Here is a 15,648-nt window from a genome sequence, read left to right as displayed (position 1 = left end):
AGCCCAGGCACCGCCAGGCACCGCCTCAGAAGGAGCACCAGTGACCAGCCCCGACCGCCCGCAGCCCGTCGCCCTCCCGCTGCCGCAGTTCGGCCCGCCGGACGAGGCGAGCGGCGGTGGCGGCTGCGGGGACGGCTGCGGCTGCGGCGCCGGCGGCGAGGACTACGACCTCGATCCGCTGGAGTGCGGCCTCGACCCCGACCTGGCAGAGCTCATCGCGGAGTCGGGCCTCGACCCGGTGCAGGTCGAGGACATCGCGCACCTGGCCATCGAGGAGGACCTCGACCAGGGCGTCGACATCACCACCGTGGCCACCGTCCCCGAGGAGTCCCGGGCGGTCGGCGACTTCACCGCCCGCGAGGCCGGCACGGTCGCGGGCCTGCGGGTGGCCGAGGCGGTGCTCTCGGTGGTGTGCACCGACGAGTTCGAGGTCGAGCGGCACGTCGAGGACGGCGACCGGGTCGCGGCGGGCCAGAAGGTGCTGACCGTACGCTCCAGGACCCGCGACCTGCTGACCGCCGAGCGCAGCGCCCTCAACCTGCTGTGCCGGCTGTCCGGCATCGCGACCGCCACCCGCGCCTGGGCCGACGCCCTGGAGGGCACCAGGGCGCAGGTGCGCGACACCAGGAAGACCACACCGGGCCTGCGGGCGCTGGAGAAGTACGCGGTGCGCTGCGGCGGCGGCGCCAACCACCGCATGTCGCTGTCCGACGCGGCCTTGGTCAAGGACAACCACGTGGTGGCCGCCGGCGGCGTCGCCCAGGCCTTCAAGCTGGTGCGCGCGGAGTTCCCCGACGTGCCGATCGAGGTCGAGGTCGACACCCTGCACCAGGTGCGCGAGGTGCTCGACGCCGGCGCCGACCTGATCCTGCTGGACAACTTCACCCCCGCCGAGACCGCCGAGGCGGTGGCGATCGTCGGCGGCCGGGCCTTCCTGGAGTCCTCGGGCAGGCTCACCCTGCAGACCGCCCGCGCCTACGCGGAGACCGGCGTGAACTTCCTGGCGGTGGGCGCGCTGACCCACTCCTCCCCGATCCTGGACATCGGCCTCGACCTGCGAGCGGAAGCGTAGAGCCGGATGCTGCTCACCATCGACGTCGGCAACACCCACACCGTCCTGGGACTCTTCGACGGCGAGGAGATCGTCGAGCACTGGCGGATCTCCACCGACGCCCGGCGCACCGCCGACGAGCTGGCGGTGCTGCTCCAGGGCCTGATGGGCATGCATCCGCTGCTGGGCGACCTCGGCGACGGCATCGACGGGATCGCGATCTGCTCGACGGTGCCCTCGGTGCTGCACGAGCTGCGCGAGGTGACCAGGCGCTACTACGGCGACGTGCCCGCCGTGCTGGTCGAGCCGGGCGTGAAGACCGGCGTGCCGATCCTGGTGGACCACCCCAAGGAGGTCGGCGCGGACCGGATCATCAACTCGCTGGCCGCCGTCCATCTCTACGGCGGCCCGTGCATCGTGGTGGACTTCGGCACCGCAACGACCTTCGACGCGGTCTCGGCCCGCGGTGAGTACATCGGCGGCGCCATCGCGCCGGGCATCGAGATCTCGGTCGACGCGCTCGGCGTGCGCGGCGCCCAGCTGCGCAAGATCGAGCTGGCCAGGCCGCGCAGCGTGATCGGCAAGAACACGATCGAGGCGATGCAGTCCGGCATCCTCTACGGTTTCGCCGGCCAGGCGGACGGCATCGCCGAGCGCATGGCCCGCGAGCTGGCCGCCGACCCGGACGACGTCACGGTCATCGCCACGGGCGGGCTGGCGCCGCTGGTCCTGAACGAGGCGTCGATCATCGACACGCACGAGCCGTGGCTGACCCTGATCGGGCTCCGCCTGGTGTACGAGCGCAACGTCTCCACGACCTGACCCCGGTCTCCGCTCCCCACCGGGGGCGCGGGTCGCCCGGCGGCCGGGGCGAAACACCGGGGGCGGGGTATTGCGCGGCATTTGTCTGCTTAGCGCATAAGGTCCAGGCATGCCTACGCCACACGGAAACCTTGGCGGCATGGCGTTCAGCGCCAACGAGCTGCGGGTGCTGCGGCGCGCCCTCGCGGAGGTGCTGCACCCCAGCAGGACCGCCGCGGCCGTCGCGCCCGGCGCGGCGCCCGCCACGCACGTCCAGGACTACGTCAGGCTCGCCGAGGCGGTGGACGACGCGGTCCAGGAGGCGGGACGGCAGCGTGCCTTCCTGCTGGCGGAACTGCGCCGGTACCGCGAGGCGCTGCCCGGCTCGGCGGCCGGTTATCTGGAACGGCTCACCGCCGCCGTGGCGGCGGGACATCTGCCGGGCCCGGACGACCTGACCGCGCTGCGCACGCTGCGCGCCCAGGCCACCGGCAGCCCGGAGCACCACCGGCGTACCGCACTGCTGCGCCACTGCGAACACCTGGCAGACAACGACGTACGACCGCGTCTGGAGGCCCATATGCCCGCGCCGCGCCGCCTGCTCGCCCTCCCCGGCACGTCCGCCGCCGACGAGGGGCCCGACGCCGAGCCCAAGCCCCGGCCCAAGCCGGCGCCCGCGACGCCGCCGGCGCCCGACCCCGGCCGCCGCACCCCGACCCCGGCCGAGATCTGGCCGCCCGGGCGGCGCCCCGCGCCCCGTCCCGAGGACGAGGACGCGATGGCCGCGCTGGCCGGCCTGGTGGGCCCGCGCCGGGCCTGCTGACGCCGAAGCCCCGCCTTTCCGCGCTTTCGCGCCGCGATTTCCGGGTGCCCCGGCCGTGTCGGGGCACCCGTATGCGGGACACGGCGACGGCGTGGCTACGCTGACGGCATGAACTACGTTTCCGCGATCGTGCCGCCGCTGGTGATGGCGATCTTCTTCATCTGCATGATCGTCACGATGATCAAGCACCAGGGCGGCGCGAACAAGGCCAGGGAGGACGCGGCGGTGGACGCCGCCTTCGCCCAGGCCGAGGCCGCGCGCCGCGCCGCCGCAGAGGAGCGCTGAACCCCGAATCCCCGACGGGTTCGCATTCCGGGCATTCAGCCTTACCAGCGCTTAGTATTTCCGGTGTGCCCCGGCCATTGGGAGACCTCGAAGACGCCGTCATGACCCGGGTGTGGGAGTGGAACCGTCCGGTCACCGTTCGTGAGGTTCTCGAGGACCTGGCGCGGCAGCGGACCATCGCCTACACCACCGTGATGACCGTAATGGACAACCTGCGCCAGAAGGGGTGGCTGCGCAGGGAGGCCGATGGGCGCGCTTATCGCTATGAGGCGGTATCGACGAGAGCGGCATACTCCGCCGCACTGATGAACGAAGCCTGGGCCGCGAGCGACAACCCTGCCGCGGCCCTCGTGCACTTCTTCGGCATGATGTCGCCGGAACAGCGTGAAGCGGTCCGGGACGCAATGCGCATCATCCAGTCCGTGGACCCCTCGGGGCCGCCGGAAGACGAAGGACGATAGCGTCCCTGCATGCCCCTCGTGTCGAATGACGTCACCATCCGCAGGGCCCGCACCGCCGATGTCCCCGCGGTACGGCGGTTGCTGGACTCGTATGTGCGCGACCGCATCCTGCTGGACAAGCCGACGGTGACGCTTTATGAGGACATCCAGGAGTTCTGGGTCGCCGAACGGGACGAGGACGCGGTGGTGGTCGCCTGCGGCGCCCTGCATGTGATGTGGGAGGACCTGGCCGAGGTCAGGACGCTTGCGGTGGATCCGGTTCTGCGCGGCTCGGGTGTCGGCCACCAGTTGCTGTCGAAGTTGCTGCAGACCGCACGGTGGCTGGGCGTGCGCCGAATTTTCTGCCTCACGTTCGAAGTGGACTTCTTCGCGAAGCACGGCTTCCGCGAGACCGGGGACACTCCGGTGGACGGCGATGTGTTCGGGGAGCTGCTGCGTTCCAATGACGAGGGTGTCGCCGAGTTCCTGGACCTGGAGCGAGTGAAACCGAACACCTTGGGCAACAGTCGCATGCTGCTGCAACTGTGACGATCCGGTTTGTCCGGATCGCACTGTCTCGGGCGGACCTCTTCGTGCAAGGGGTTTGTGTTTTTCCCGCAAAGGCGCTTTGCTTTTACCGTTAATCCGTTTTCGATGAAAGGGAAGCCGGTGGCACAGAAGGTTCAGGTCCTTCTCGTAGACGACCTCGACGGTGGTGAGGCGGACGAGACCGTGACGTTCGCACTCGATGGTGTGACGTACGAGATCGACCTCACCACGGCGAATGCCGACAAGCTGCGCGGGCTGCTCAACCCGTACACGGACAGTGGTCGCAGGACGGGCGGCCGGGTCGGCCGCGGCCGTACCAAGGCGGTGCGCGGCGGTGGCGCGTCGGGTCCGGACACCGCGAAGATCCGCGCCTGGGCGAAGGAGAAGGGCTACGAGGTCAACGACCGCGGCCGGGTGCCGGCCACGATCCGCGAGGCGTACGAGAAGGCCCACGGCTGATCCTGGGTGCGCGCCCGCAGCGCGATCCGGTGGCAGGCGGTCGCCAGTGCGGCGACCAGGGTCGGGAGGCCGATGGGGATGCCGGAACCATCGGCTCCTCCGGTGACCCGCAGTGCGGGGAGCGTGGCCTCCACCTCGACGCCCGGCCGGGGGGGCCGCAGCCACACCGGTGCCGACCGGTCGTATGCGGCCTCCCGGCGGCCCCACTCGGGGTGCGCCGGCGCCCGCATCTGCTGTCCGGTGCCCAGCGCGGCCACGTCCAGCGGGATGCCGCCCCACTCCAGCCACTCCAGCAGCCCGGGCAGCTCCTCGGCGGCGCCCGCGGCGACAAGCAGCCGTACCCGGTGCCCGTCGAGCGCCACCGGGCCGAGTTCCCCGGGGCGCGGGAACCGGGTCAGCAGCGCGTACCCGACCGCGGCCGGCACATCGAGCGCGTCGAACCGCACCCCGGTGACCAGCCCCGGCGGCAGCACCCCCGACAGCGGCCACCCCAGCTCGTGCTCGTACCAGCCCATGCCAGTGCAACTGCGGGGCCGCACCGGGGTTACGTATCGCGCACGACTGAACACTTACGGTGTGCGGAATGTACGATTCCGGAGGGGCGTCCCCCGGCTTGAACTGTTCGCCCAGGCGCAAGGTTGTTCGCCCGTAGCGCACACCTGTCGGACATCCGGTGTGGACTGTCGGTCGCTGAGGGTAAGAAGTACCTAGTGGGAAGGGCTGGTGTGACGGCAGGCACGGCAGGCGTTCGCCACGGGCGTAGTTGATAAAGACGTATTCGCCTGGCCTGCGGGAACATCGTCTCGCACCATCGAGGTTGTGGGAGTGACGTCAGCCGGTAGCGCAGCTTTCCCCGTGGCAGCGGGGGTGGATACGTGAGCGGCGCCGCTGTGCGGGACTAGCATGCGGAAGGACAGGGAGGGGACCGACCCCTCACTGCCCGACCGCTCTGAGGAGCGATTAACGATGTTCGAGAGGTTCACCGACCGCGCGCGGCGGGTTGTCGTCCTGGCTCAGGAAGAAGCCCGGATGCTCAACCACAACTACATCGGCACCGAGCACATCCTCCTGGGCCTGATCCACGAGGGTGAGGGTGTCGCCGCTAAGGCCCTGGAGAGCCTCGGGATTTCTCTTGAGGCGGTCCGCCAGCAGGTGGAGGAGATCATCGGCCAGGGGCAGCAGGCCCCGTCCGGCCACATCCCCTTCACTCCCCGGGCCAAGAAGGTCCTGGAGCTGTCGCTCCGCGAGGCTCTTCAGCTCGGCCACAACTACATCGGCACCGAGCACATCCTGCTCGGCCTGATCCGCGAGGGCGAGGGCGTCGCCGCCCAGGTCCTGGTGAAGCTGGGCGCCGATCTGAACCGGGTCAGGCAGCAGGTCATCCAGCTGCTCTCCGGGTATTCGGGCGGCAAGGAGTCGGCCACGGCCGGCGGGCCGGCCGAGGGCACGCCCTCGACCTCGCTCGTCCTTGACCAGTTCGGCCGGAATCTGACCCAGGCCGCCAGAGAGACCAAGCTCGACCCGGTCATCGGGCGCGAGAAGGAAATCGAGCGGGTCATGCAGGTGCTGTCCCGCCGTACGAAGAACAACCCGGTCCTCATCGGCGAACCCGGCGTCGGCAAGACCGCCGTCGTGGAGGGCCTGGCCCAGGCGATCGTCAAGGGCGAGGTGCCCGAGACGCTCAAGGACAAGCAGCTCTACACCCTGGACCTCGGCGCCCTGGTGGCCGGCTCCCGTTACCGCGGTGACTTCGAGGAGCGCCTGAAGAAGGTGCTCAAGGAGATCCGCACCCGCGGCGACATCATCCTGTTCATCGACGAGCTGCACACCCTGGTCGGCGCCGGCGCCGCCGAGGGCGCGATCGACGCGGCCTCGATCCTCAAGCCGATGCTGGCCCGCGGTGAGCTGCAGACCATCGGTGCGACCACGCTCGACGAGTACCGCAAGTATCTGGAGAAGGACGCGGCCCTCGAGCGCCGCTTCCAGCCCATCCAGGTCGCCGAGCCGTCGCTGCCGCACACCATCGAGATCCTCAAGGGTCTGCGCGACCGGTACGAGGCCCACCACCGGGTGTCCATCACCGATGAGGCCCTGGTGCAGGCCGCCACGCTGGCCGACCGCTACATCTCGGACCGCTTCCTGCCGGACAAGGCGATCGACCTGATCGACGAGGCCGGCTCCCGGATGCGGATCCGCCGGATGACGGCGCCGCCTGACCTGCGCGAGTTCGACGAGAAGATCGCCGAGGTCCGCCGGGAGAAGGAGTCCGCGATCGACTCGCAGGACTTCGAGAAGGCCGCGTCCCTGCGGGACAACGAGAAGCAGCTGCTCGCCGCGAAGGCCAAGCGGGAGAAGGAGTGGAAGGCCGGCGACATGGACGTCGTCGCCGAGGTCGACGGCGACCTGATCGCCGAGGTCCTCGCCACCGCCACCGGCATCCCGGTCTTCAAGCTGACCGAGGAGGAGTCCTCCCGGCTGCTGCACATGGAGGACGAGCTCCACAAGCGCATCATCGGGCAGAAGGACGCCGTCAAGGCGCTGTCCAAGGCGATCCGCCGTACTCGCGCGGGTCTGAAGGACCCCAAGCGCCCCGGTGGCTCGTTCATCTTCGCCGGCCCGTCCGGTGTCGGTAAGACCGAGCTGTCCAAGGCGCTCGCCGAGTTCCTCTTCGGCGACGAGGACGCGCTGATCTCGCTCGACATGTCGGAGTTCAGCGAGAAGCACACCGTCTCGCGGCTCTTCGGCTCCCCGCCCGGCTACGTCGGGTACGAGGAGGGCGGCCAGCTCACCGAGAAGGTGCGGCGCAAGCCGTTCTCGGTCGTGCTCTTCGACGAGGTCGAGAAGGCGCACCCGGACATCTTCAACAGCCTGCTGCAGATCCTGGAGGACGGTCGCCTGACCGACTCCCAGGGCCGGGTCGTCGACTTCAAGAACACGGTGATCATCATGACCACCAACCTCGGCACCCGCGACATCTCCAAGGGCTTCAACCTGGGCTTCGCCGCCCAGGGCGACACGAAGTCCGGGTACGAGCGGATGAAGAACAAGGTCAGCGACGAGCTCAAGCAGCACTTCCGCCCCGAGTTCCTCAACCGTGTGGACGACGTCATCGTCTTCCCGCAGCTCAGCCAGGACGACATCCTGCAGATCGTCGACCTGATGATCAGCGCGGTGGACGAGCGGCTGCGCGATCGCGACATGGGCATCGAGCTCAGCCTGGAGGCCAAGGAACTGCTCTCCAAGCGCGGCTACGACCCGGTGATGGGTGCCAGGCCGCTGCGGCGGACGATCCAGCGGGAGATCGAGGACTCGCTCTCCGAGAAGATCCTCTTCGGCGAGCTGCGTCCCGGCCACATCGTGGTCGTGGAGGTCGAGGGCGAGGGTGAGACGGCGACGTTCACCTTCCGTGGCGAGGAGAAGGTCACGGTGGCGGACGCCCCGCCCGTCGAGACCCCCAACCTCTCCAAGGAGGGCTAGCCCTCCAGCGCTCCACCCGCCCGGGCCCCGGCCCCGGACCTCTCCCGAGGTCCGGGGCCGGGGCCCTTCGGCGTGCCCGGCCGGGCCGTCCCCGGACCCCCGGAGTGAGGCCTGGCACGTGACGCGCGCCACGTACTACCGGGATTAGTCGGTACGGGACTCGCACCCCGGGTGGGCGAATCGGACTATTCGCCTGTTTTCGCCCCCGGGTGGCCGCTCTTACGAGGCCGCCGGCTACGACCGCCGGTAGGAGGAGGGGTGTTTGCCGGGCCCCGGACACCCGGGTTACCAAGGGGGAGCGACGGGCCGCACCCGGCCCGATACCCCCACCCAGTGAGGTTATTTTCTGCATGCGTAAGAACTCGACGATGAAGAACCGCACCCCGAAGTCCGTGAACCGCCGCCGGGCTGCCGTGGTGACCGGAGGACTGGTCGCGGCGATCGCGCTGGGCTCGACCGCAGCGTTCGCCGCGAGCAGCGGCGGCGCGCACGAGGCGGCCCCCGCCGCCGCAAGCACCGCGAGCATGAGCAACGTGGCTGACGTGCTGCAGAAGCAGGCGACCGGCCAGAAGGACGCGGCCGCACAGGCCAAGGCCAAGGCGAAGGCCGCCGCGGAGGCGAAGAAGAAGGCCGCCATCAAGGCCGCCGTCGACCGCAAGGCACGGATCGCGGGCTGGGAGACCCCGGCGGCCCACTACGTGCTCGGCGCGGGCTACCACCAGGTCGGCAAGCACTGGATCAACACCCACTCCGGCCAGGACTTCGTCGTACCGTCCGGCACCTCGGTCCGGGCCGCCCACACCGGCACCGTCGTGACGGCGGGCTGGGGCGGCGCCTACGGCAACAACATCGTGCTCAAGCACGGCACGCACCTGTTCACCCAGTACGGCCACCTGTCCCACATCGGTGTGCACATCGGGCAGTACGTGATCACCGGCCAGGAGATCGGCAAGTCCGGCTCCACCGGCAACTCGACCGGCCCCCACCTGCACTTCGAGGTCCGTACGACCCCCTACTACGGCTCCTCCGTCGAGCCCCTGCACTTCCTGCGGGCGCACGGCGTGAACCCGTAAGCAGGAGCAGGACGGCGTCAAGGGGCCGCCGGCGAGTCAACCCGTAAGGATGCTCGCCTCGGCCTGGGCGACGAGATCGAGGGCGACCTCGAGGATGGCTGCGCGCTTCTCCTCGGGGTCGCCCTCGACGTTCTGCGTCACGAACAGGCCGGCGTGCATCGCGAAGAGCGCGGTGACGCTGCGGACCTGCGCCCCGATGGGCGCCGCGGGGTCCTTGAGCAGCTCGCCCAGCGCCTTCATGCTGCTGCGGAAGTTCTCGCCGACGGTCAGCTCGCGTACGGTCGCCTGGTTCTCCTGGATGAAGCGGAAGAGGTCGACCGAGCTCCAGAGGATCTCGCTGTAGCGCCGCAGCAGCTCCTGCTTGGTGGCCAGCGAGTGCGGCTGGCCCTCGGCCCAGCTGATCAGTTCGCGCAGCGGCCGTGCCAGGTCCTCGGCGACGCTGCTGAGGATGTCTTCCTTGGTCTTGAAGTGGTAGTACAGCGCGGCCTTCGTGACGTCGAGCCGCTCGGCGATCTCCCGGAGCGAGGTCTTCTCGTAGCCCTGCTCGGCGAACAGCTCCAGCGCCACCTGCTGGATACGGCGGCGCGTGTCGCCCCTTCGCGGCTGCGGATGCTGCTGCGGTGTGTCCATTGGTGTGTCGCTCTCCTGCTGCACTACGTCACCCCTCCGTCGGGGAGTGTGACCGGCCCGAAGCCCTCACGGTAGGGCCTACTCACGAGGCTACGCACTTACTTGACGCCCGGCTAGTAAGCAGCGTAGCTTGCAGGCACACAACTGCACTAGCCGGGCGGCAGGTAAGTTTCCCTGAACCTCCGCCCTGCACGGGGGAGGAACACCGGTCATGTCCCAGACCGAAGCCGTCAAGCCGTCCGCGCCCGAGCCGCCCGGTGTGGCGGCCGCCAAGGAGCCACGCCAGCGCAGCGTCCGGGTGGTGATGGTCGGCCTGATGATCGCCATGCTGCTCGCGATGCTCGACAACATGATCGTCGGCACCGCGATGCCGACCATCGTCGGCGAGCTGGGCGGCCTCGACCACCTGTCGTGGGTGGTCACCGCCTACACCCTGGCCACCGCCGCCTCCACCCCCATCTGGGGCAAGCTCGGCGACATGTACGGTCGCAAGGGGATCTTCCTCACCTCGATCGTGCTGTTCCTGGTCGGCTCCGCCGCGTCCGGCATGGCGCAGAGCATGGACCAGCTGATCGGCTTCCGCGCCTTCCAGGGCCTGGGCGCCGGCGGTCTGATGGTCGGCGTGATGGCGATCATCGGCGAGATGATCCCGCCCCGCGAGCGAGGCAAGTACCAGGGCCTGATCGCCGGTGTCATGGCCATCGCCATGATCGGCGGCCCGCTGGTCGGCGGCTCCATCACCGACAACTGGGGATGGCGCTGGAGCTTCTACATCAACCTGCCGATCGGCGTCGTCGCGCTGGCGATGGTCACCATCGTGCTGCACCTGCCCAAGAAGCGCAGCGAGGGCCGTATCGACTACTGGGGCGCCTCGCTGCTCACCGTGGCGATCACCTCGCTGGTGCTGCTGACCACCTGGGGCGGCACGCAGTACGCCTGGGGCTCCGTGCAGATCATCGGCCTGCTGGTGCTGGGCCTGGCCACGCTGGGCGCCTTCGTCTACGCCGAGACCCGCGCGCCCGAGCCGATCATGCCGCTGCGGATCTTCCGGAACGCGAACTTCTCGCTGATCTCGGGGATCGGCTTCCTGGTCGGCTTCACGATGTTCGGCGCGATGACCTTCCTGCCGCTCTACCAGCAGACCGTCCAGGGTGCCTCGGCGACCAACTCCGGCCTGCTGCTGCTGCCGATGCTGCTCGCGATGATGGCGGTCTCGATGGTCGCCGGCCGGGTGACCACCTCCACCGGCCGCTACAAGATCTTCCCGATCGTCGGCGGCGGCCTGATCACCGCCGGCCTGCTCCTGCTGTCGATGATGGACGTCCACACCACCCGGGTCACCTCCGGCCTCTACATGGCCGTGCTGGGCGCGGGCATGGGCTTCATCATGCAGATCACCATGCTGATCGCGCAGAACAGCGTGGAGATGCGCGACATCGGCGTCGGCTCGTCGTCCGCCACGCTCTTCCGTACCATCGGCGGCTCCTTCGGCGTCTCCCTCTTCGGCGCGCTGTTCTCGCACAAGGTGCAGAGCGGCATGGACTCCAGCGCGGCCGGTGCGGCCGCCACGAAGAGCGGCGCCCAGCTCGACCCGGCGACGATCGCCAAGTTCCCGCCGGCGGTGAAGGACGCGTACTTCCACGCGGTCGCCTCCGGCACGCACGTGGTCTTCCTGTGGGGCGCGGTGGTCAGCGTGCTCGGCTTCCTGGCCGCCTGGTTCATCGTCGAGACCCCGCTGCGCGGCTCCGCCGCGAAGCCGGCCGTCAAGCCGGAGGACGAGCCCCTGCTGGCCGACGCGCTCTGACCCGCCCCCGGCCACGCCCGCGGAACCCCCAGCCCCCTCCGGCCGTCACCGGCCGGAGGGGGCTGCCCCGTACCCGGCCGCCGCCGGGCGGCAGCCCTTCGGGGGTACCCGAGGCGCGCGGGGACCGGCGGCGTCGCGTGAACGAGCTGAACTTCCGGGGGAAAGATCGGTACCGCGCGGCCGGGCCGCAACTGATCGGCGTGGGCTGCGGGTTGGCGGTGGAGGCGGTCTTGGCCGGATTCCGGTTCGGGGTGACGGGCTTCTGCTGGCTGGTGGGCGGGACGGTCGCGCTCGTCGGCCTCGGCGTCATGGTGGGGCGCAGGAGCCGGACGACGGTCGGGGCGGCGGGGATAACCGTCTGCCGGGGTTTCGGGCGCGGCCGCACCTACCCCTGGCAGGACATCCGCCGGATCGACGTACGCGAGGGCACCAGCCAGTACGGGACGTCGCGCTCGGCGCGGCTCACCCTCGCCGACGGGCGGCGCCGCGCGCTGCCCGCGCTCCTGCACAGCACCCCTACCCGCACCCCGACTTCGACGCGGACTTCCACCGGGTCGTCCGCTGGTGGACGTCGCAGACGGACCCGGCCTGGCGCTTCCAGCCGCCGGAGCGCTGGTGGCAGCGGGTCTCGCCGCATACGGCCGGAGCCCTGCTGGGCGGGTGGTCATCACGGTGGTCGTCGGGGTCGTCGTCATCGCCTTCTAGCGCCGGGGAACCCGGCGAGTCCGCCCCGATTCGGCACCGTTCGACCGTTTTCTCCGAGGCCGTTACACAACCGATGGGTCGCTGTGCACCCGCTGTGCGCTCGTGGTGGCGGAAGCCTGACATCCGGTCCGTAATTTCAATTCCGGCCGGAGCGGAACGCCCGGCCGCGGCCGTGGTGGGAGCGCCCGGGCGCGAGGGCAGGCGGGCGGATTCGGGGCGGAGGCACCATGGCGGCGGACGGCGCGGTACTGGAGTTCGAGGAGTACGTGAGGACCCGGCAGGACGCCCTGCTGCGCAGCGCCCGGCGGCTCGTGCCTGACCCGGTCGACGCGCAGGACCTCGTACAGACCGCGCTGGTGCGCACCTACCCCCGGTGGGACGGCATCGCCGACAAGGCCCTCGCGGACGCCTACATGCGGCGGGTGATGATCAACACCAGGACCGAGTGGTGGCGCAACCGCAAGCTGGAGGAGGTGGCCACCGGCGACCTGCCGGAGCCGGCCGTGGAGGACGGCGCCGAGCAGCGGGCCGACCGGGAGATGCTGCGTGACGTGCTGGCCGTGCTCGCGCCCAAGCAGCGGCAGGTCGTCGTACTGCGCCACTACGGGCAGCTGTCCACCGAGGAGACGGCACGTGCGCTCGGCATGTCCACCGGTACGGTGAAGAGCACGCTGCACCGGGCGCTCGCCCGCCTGCGCCACGAGCTGGAGCACGGCAGTTACGGCTACTCGCGACCGGAGACGGAGGAGGCGATGTGCGCCGCATAAGACCCGGTACGGCCGCGATGGGCGCGCTGACCTGCGCGTGCGTCGTGGTGACGGGCTGCGGTACGTCCGGCACCGGGGCGCGCAGGGAGGGCCCGGCGCCGACCGCCGGCGTCAAGTCGCCGTCGACCGCCGTCGCCCCGGCGATCGCCCGCGACCCGCGTGCGCTGGCCACGATGGTCCGCCGGGACAGCAGCGTCAGCCAGGGCGTGCGCCAGGACCTGACCCCGTGTTCCGGGGACAGCTACCCGATGGCCACCGACGCCGGCGACCTCACCGCCGGCGACGGCCCCGACCTGGTGGTCAACGTCACGACCTGCGGTGACGGCCTCGGCGTCGCCGCGTACGTCTACCGTATGGTGAACGGCAAATACCAGAACGTCTTCGCAGACGAGCGCCCGCCGGTCTACGGCAGCGTCGAGGACGGGCAGTTGCAGATCATCCACGAGGTGTACAAGGTGGACGACCCGGTGTCGTACCCGACCGGGCAGGAGTCGGTGCTGTACGCCTGGCGCGACGGCCGCTTCGTCCAGGTCTCGCGCAGCTACGCCGACTTCGGCGAGCCGACGCCGACCGTACGGCCCGAGCCGACGTCCACCGAGCCGGTGCCCCGACCCGACTCCGACCCGCTCGACCCGGAGTTGCCGACCGTCTCCGCCGGCGCGACGGCGCCGGCGCCCGCCCCGACGACCGCTACGCCGGTGGCGTCGCCAGGCGCCGCCAGGTCCGCGCCGGGGAGCCGCTGACCCGATGGCCGCCACCCACGTCCTCTTCGTCGAGGACGACGACGTCATCCGCGAGGCCACCACGCTGGCCCTGGAACGCGACGGCTTCCAGGTCACCGCCGCCCCCGACGGGCTGACCGGCCTGGCGGCCTTCCGCGCCCACCGGCCGGACATCGCGCTGCTCGACGTGATGGTGCCCGGCCTGGACGGGGTGAGCCTGTGCCGGCGGATCAGGGACGAGTCGACCGTGCCGGTCATCATGGTCTCGGCCCGCGCCGACGCCATCGACATCGTCCTCGGCCTGGAGGCCGGCGCCGACGACTACGTCACCAAGCCCTTCGACGGCGCGGTGCTCGTCGCCCGGATACGTGCGGTGCTGCGCCGCTTCCGCGCCAGCGCCGCCGGCGACCCGCAGGACGGCGCGCTGCTCTCCTTCGGCGACATCGCGATCGACCCGGAGGGCCTGGAGGTCACCCGGGCCGGTGAACGCCTCGCGCTGACGCCCACCGAGATGCGGCTGCTGCTGGAGTTCGCCGCCGCGCCCGGCACCGTGCTGTCCCGCGACCGGCTGCTGACCCGGGTCTGGGACTACGACTGGGGCGGCGACACCCGGGTGGTGGACGTGCACGTCCAGCGGCTGCGGGCCAAGGTCGGCCAGGACCGTATCGAGACCGTGCGCGGCTTCGGCTACAAGCTGCGGGCCTGACCGCCGATGGCATGGCGTTTCCGCCCCACCCTCACCCTGCGCTGGAAGCTCAGCGCCGCCATAGCGGTCGTCTCCGCGCTGGTCGTCGTCGCGCTGAGCCTGGTCGTGCACAACGCCGCCAGGGTCAGCATGATCAACAGCGCCAGGGACGTCCAGGACGAGCGCGTCCAGTCCGCGCTGCGGATCTACGAGACCAACGGCCGCCTGGTCTTCTACGCGGCGCTCAACGACCCGGCGCTGCCGCCCGAGCTGAAGGACTACGCGGCCAAGGGCCAGCGCGCCACCTTCGTCGAGCAGACCCGCGCGGGGCTGGAGGTCTGGGCCGAGACACCGGCGGGCGACGGCAAGGTGCTCTCGCTCAAGACCGGTTTCACCGACCGCTACTCGGTGCTCGTCGACCTCGACCGGACCCTGGTCCTCGGTTCGGTCGCCGTGGTGCTCGGGGGCACCGCGATCGGCGTGGTCGTGGGGGGACGCATGTCGCGGCGGCTGCGGAAGGCGGCGACGGCCGCCCGCAAGGTCGCGAACGGCGACACCCAGGTCAGGGTGCGCGAGGCGATCGGCGGCCGGGGCCGCGACGAGACCGACGAGCTGGCCCGGGCGGTCGACGCGATGGCCGACGCCCTGCAACTGCGGCTGGAGGCCGAGCGGCGGGTCACCGCGGACATCGCCCACGAGCTGCGCACCCCGGTGACGGGCCTGGTCACCGCCGCCGAACTGCTGCCCCCCGGCCGCCCGTCCGAGCTGGTACGCGACCGGGTGCACGCGCTGCGCACCCTGGTCGAGGACGTCCTGGAAGTCGCCCGCCTGGACGGCGCCGCCGAGCAGGCCGACCTCCAGGAGGTCGCGCTGGCGGAGTTCGTCCGCCGCCGGGTGCCGGTGCTGGCCCCGGACGCCGGTGTCACCGTCGCCGAGGACGCCGTCGTGCAGACCGACCCGCGCCGGCTTGAGCGCATCCTGGGCAATCTGCTCGCCAACGCCGCCCGGCACGGCGGCGCACCCATCGACGTGCTGGTCGACGGCCCCTTCCTGCGGGTCCGCGACCACGGTCCCGGCTTCCCTGAGGACCTGCTCCGCGCGGGCCCCAGCCGCTTCCGTACCGGCTCCCCCGACCGTGCGGGCGCCGGCCACGGGCTGGGCCTGACCATAGCCACCGGCCAGGCCCGCGTGCTGGGCGCCCGCCTCACCTTGCGCAACGCCCCGGCGTCGGACGGCGGCGGGGCGGTGGCGCAACTGCTGCTGCCGCGCTGACGGACCGCGGCGGGCGGGCCGGCAGTGGGTGGCCAGCGGTGCAGCGGGCCGGTGGCCAGCGGTCGGACCGGGAGCCCGTGTCAGACCGGGACCCCGTCTCAGACC

General features: G+C 70.9%; 17 protein-coding genes. 15 read left to right on the top strand and 2 right to left on the bottom strand.

The features are described from left to right. Nucleotides 1–79 precede the first annotated feature (79 nt). From nadC to OG702_RS15135, 7 genes are all read left to right on the top strand, one after another. The gene (gene nadC, locus OG702_RS15165; RefSeq protein ID WP_442814712.1) at nucleotides 80–1,072 is read left to right on the top strand and encodes a carboxylating nicotinate-nucleotide diphosphorylase; all 993 of its coding nucleotides are present in this window, start codon (nucleotides 80–82) and stop codon (nucleotides 1,070–1,072) included. Between the two features lie 6 nt (nucleotides 1,073–1,078). Further along, a complete protein-coding gene (locus tag OG702_RS15160) occupies nucleotides 1,079–1,873 on the top strand; it encodes a type III pantothenate kinase (protein WP_327289405.1) in 795 nt (264 codons plus the stop codon). Nucleotides 1,874–1,982: 109 nt separating this feature from the next. Beyond that, complete coding sequence (locus OG702_RS15155) at nucleotides 1,983–2,675, top strand: hypothetical protein (RefSeq protein WP_327289404.1); 693 nt, start codon at nucleotides 1,983–1,985, stop codon at nucleotides 2,673–2,675. Nucleotides 2,676–2,783: 108 nt separating this feature from the next. Then, on the top strand, nucleotides 2,784–2,960 hold the full coding sequence (locus tag OG702_RS15150; RefSeq protein WP_327289403.1) for a hypothetical protein: 177 nt from the start codon (nucleotides 2,784–2,786) through the stop codon (nucleotides 2,958–2,960). Between the two features lie 65 nt (nucleotides 2,961–3,025). Further along, nucleotides 3,026–3,421 (top strand): BlaI/MecI/CopY family transcriptional regulator, encoded by a 396-nt coding sequence (locus OG702_RS15145; RefSeq protein WP_327289402.1) that lies wholly within the window; start codon nucleotides 3,026–3,028, stop codon nucleotides 3,419–3,421. A gap of 9 nt (nucleotides 3,422–3,430) precedes the next feature. Continuing rightward, nucleotides 3,431–3,949, top strand: coding sequence for an amino-acid N-acetyltransferase (locus OG702_RS15140; protein WP_327289401.1), 519 nt, complete (start codon nucleotides 3,431–3,433; stop codon nucleotides 3,947–3,949). A 120-nt stretch (nucleotides 3,950–4,069) separates the two neighbouring features. After that, on the top strand, nucleotides 4,070–4,408 hold the full coding sequence (locus tag OG702_RS15135; protein WP_327289400.1) for a histone-like nucleoid-structuring protein Lsr2: 339 nt from the start codon (nucleotides 4,070–4,072) through the stop codon (nucleotides 4,406–4,408). Here OG702_RS15135 and OG702_RS15130 read toward each other — a convergent pair. Continuing rightward, a complete protein-coding gene (locus OG702_RS15130; protein WP_327289399.1) occupies nucleotides 4,339–4,923 on the bottom strand; it encodes an SCO3374 family protein in 585 nt (194 codons plus the stop codon). The two genes, OG702_RS15135 and OG702_RS15130, sit on opposite strands and share 70 nt — an antisense overlap. 451 nt (nucleotides 4,924–5,374) lie before the next feature. On the opposite strand from OG702_RS15130, the gene OG702_RS15125 reads away from it, so the two are divergent. Both OG702_RS15125 and OG702_RS15120 read left to right on the top strand, forming a co-directional pair. Next, nucleotides 5,375–7,885, top strand: coding sequence for an ATP-dependent Clp protease ATP-binding subunit (locus tag OG702_RS15125; RefSeq protein ID WP_327289398.1), 2,511 nt, complete (start codon nucleotides 5,375–5,377; stop codon nucleotides 7,883–7,885). A 350-nt stretch (nucleotides 7,886–8,235) separates the two neighbouring features. Next, nucleotides 8,236–8,958, top strand: coding sequence for a M23 family metallopeptidase (locus OG702_RS15120; protein WP_327289397.1), 723 nt, complete (start codon nucleotides 8,236–8,238; stop codon nucleotides 8,956–8,958). Between the two features lie 36 nt (nucleotides 8,959–8,994). Here OG702_RS15120 and OG702_RS15115 read toward each other — a convergent pair whose 3' ends face one another. Continuing rightward, nucleotides 8,995–9,588 carry a TetR/AcrR family transcriptional regulator gene (locus OG702_RS15115; RefSeq protein WP_327289396.1) on the bottom strand — a complete coding sequence of 198 codons (594 nt, stop codon included), beginning with the start codon at nucleotides 9,586–9,588 and terminating at the stop codon, nucleotides 8,995–8,997. A 211-nt stretch (nucleotides 9,589–9,799) separates the two neighbouring features. Between OG702_RS15115 and OG702_RS15110 the strand changes: the two genes are divergently transcribed. From OG702_RS15110 to OG702_RS15085, 6 genes are all read left to right on the top strand, one after another. Further along, nucleotides 9,800–11,392 carry an MDR family MFS transporter gene (locus OG702_RS15110; protein ID WP_327289395.1) on the top strand — a complete coding sequence of 531 codons (1,593 nt, stop codon included), beginning with the start codon at nucleotides 9,800–9,802 and terminating at the stop codon, nucleotides 11,390–11,392. A 564-nt stretch (nucleotides 11,393–11,956) separates the two neighbouring features. Next, nucleotides 11,957–12,097: a hypothetical protein gene (locus OG702_RS15105; RefSeq protein WP_327289394.1), complete on the top strand. Its 141-nt coding sequence runs from the start codon at nucleotides 11,957–11,959 to the stop codon at nucleotides 12,095–12,097. A gap of 227 nt (nucleotides 12,098–12,324) precedes the next feature. Then, entirely contained in the window at nucleotides 12,325–12,864 is a 540-nt protein-coding gene (locus OG702_RS15100; RefSeq protein ID WP_327289393.1) for a SigE family RNA polymerase sigma factor, read from the top strand. After that, the gene (locus tag OG702_RS15095; RefSeq protein WP_327289392.1) at nucleotides 12,852–13,607 is read left to right on the top strand and encodes a hypothetical protein; all 756 of its coding nucleotides are present in this window, start codon (nucleotides 12,852–12,854) and stop codon (nucleotides 13,605–13,607) included. Before OG702_RS15100 ends, OG702_RS15095 begins: the two co-directional genes overlap by 13 nt. A gap of 4 nt (nucleotides 13,608–13,611) precedes the next feature. Continuing rightward, entirely contained in the window at nucleotides 13,612–14,292 is a 681-nt protein-coding gene (cseB, locus tag OG702_RS15090) for a two-component system response regulator CseB (protein WP_327289391.1), read from the top strand. Nucleotides 14,293–14,298: 6 nt separating this feature from the next. Further along, the gene (locus tag OG702_RS15085) at nucleotides 14,299–15,543 is read left to right on the top strand and encodes a HAMP domain-containing sensor histidine kinase (RefSeq protein WP_327289390.1); all 1,245 of its coding nucleotides are present in this window, start codon (nucleotides 14,299–14,301) and stop codon (nucleotides 15,541–15,543) included. Nucleotides 15,544–15,648 lie beyond the last annotated feature (105 nt).

Origin of the sequence: Streptomyces sp. NBC_01198, assembly GCF_036010485.1 — a bacterium.
Taxonomy (GTDB): Bacteria; Actinomycetota; Actinomycetes; order Streptomycetales; family Streptomycetaceae; genus Actinacidiphila.
This window is presented reverse-complemented; position numbering and strand designations above follow the sequence as displayed.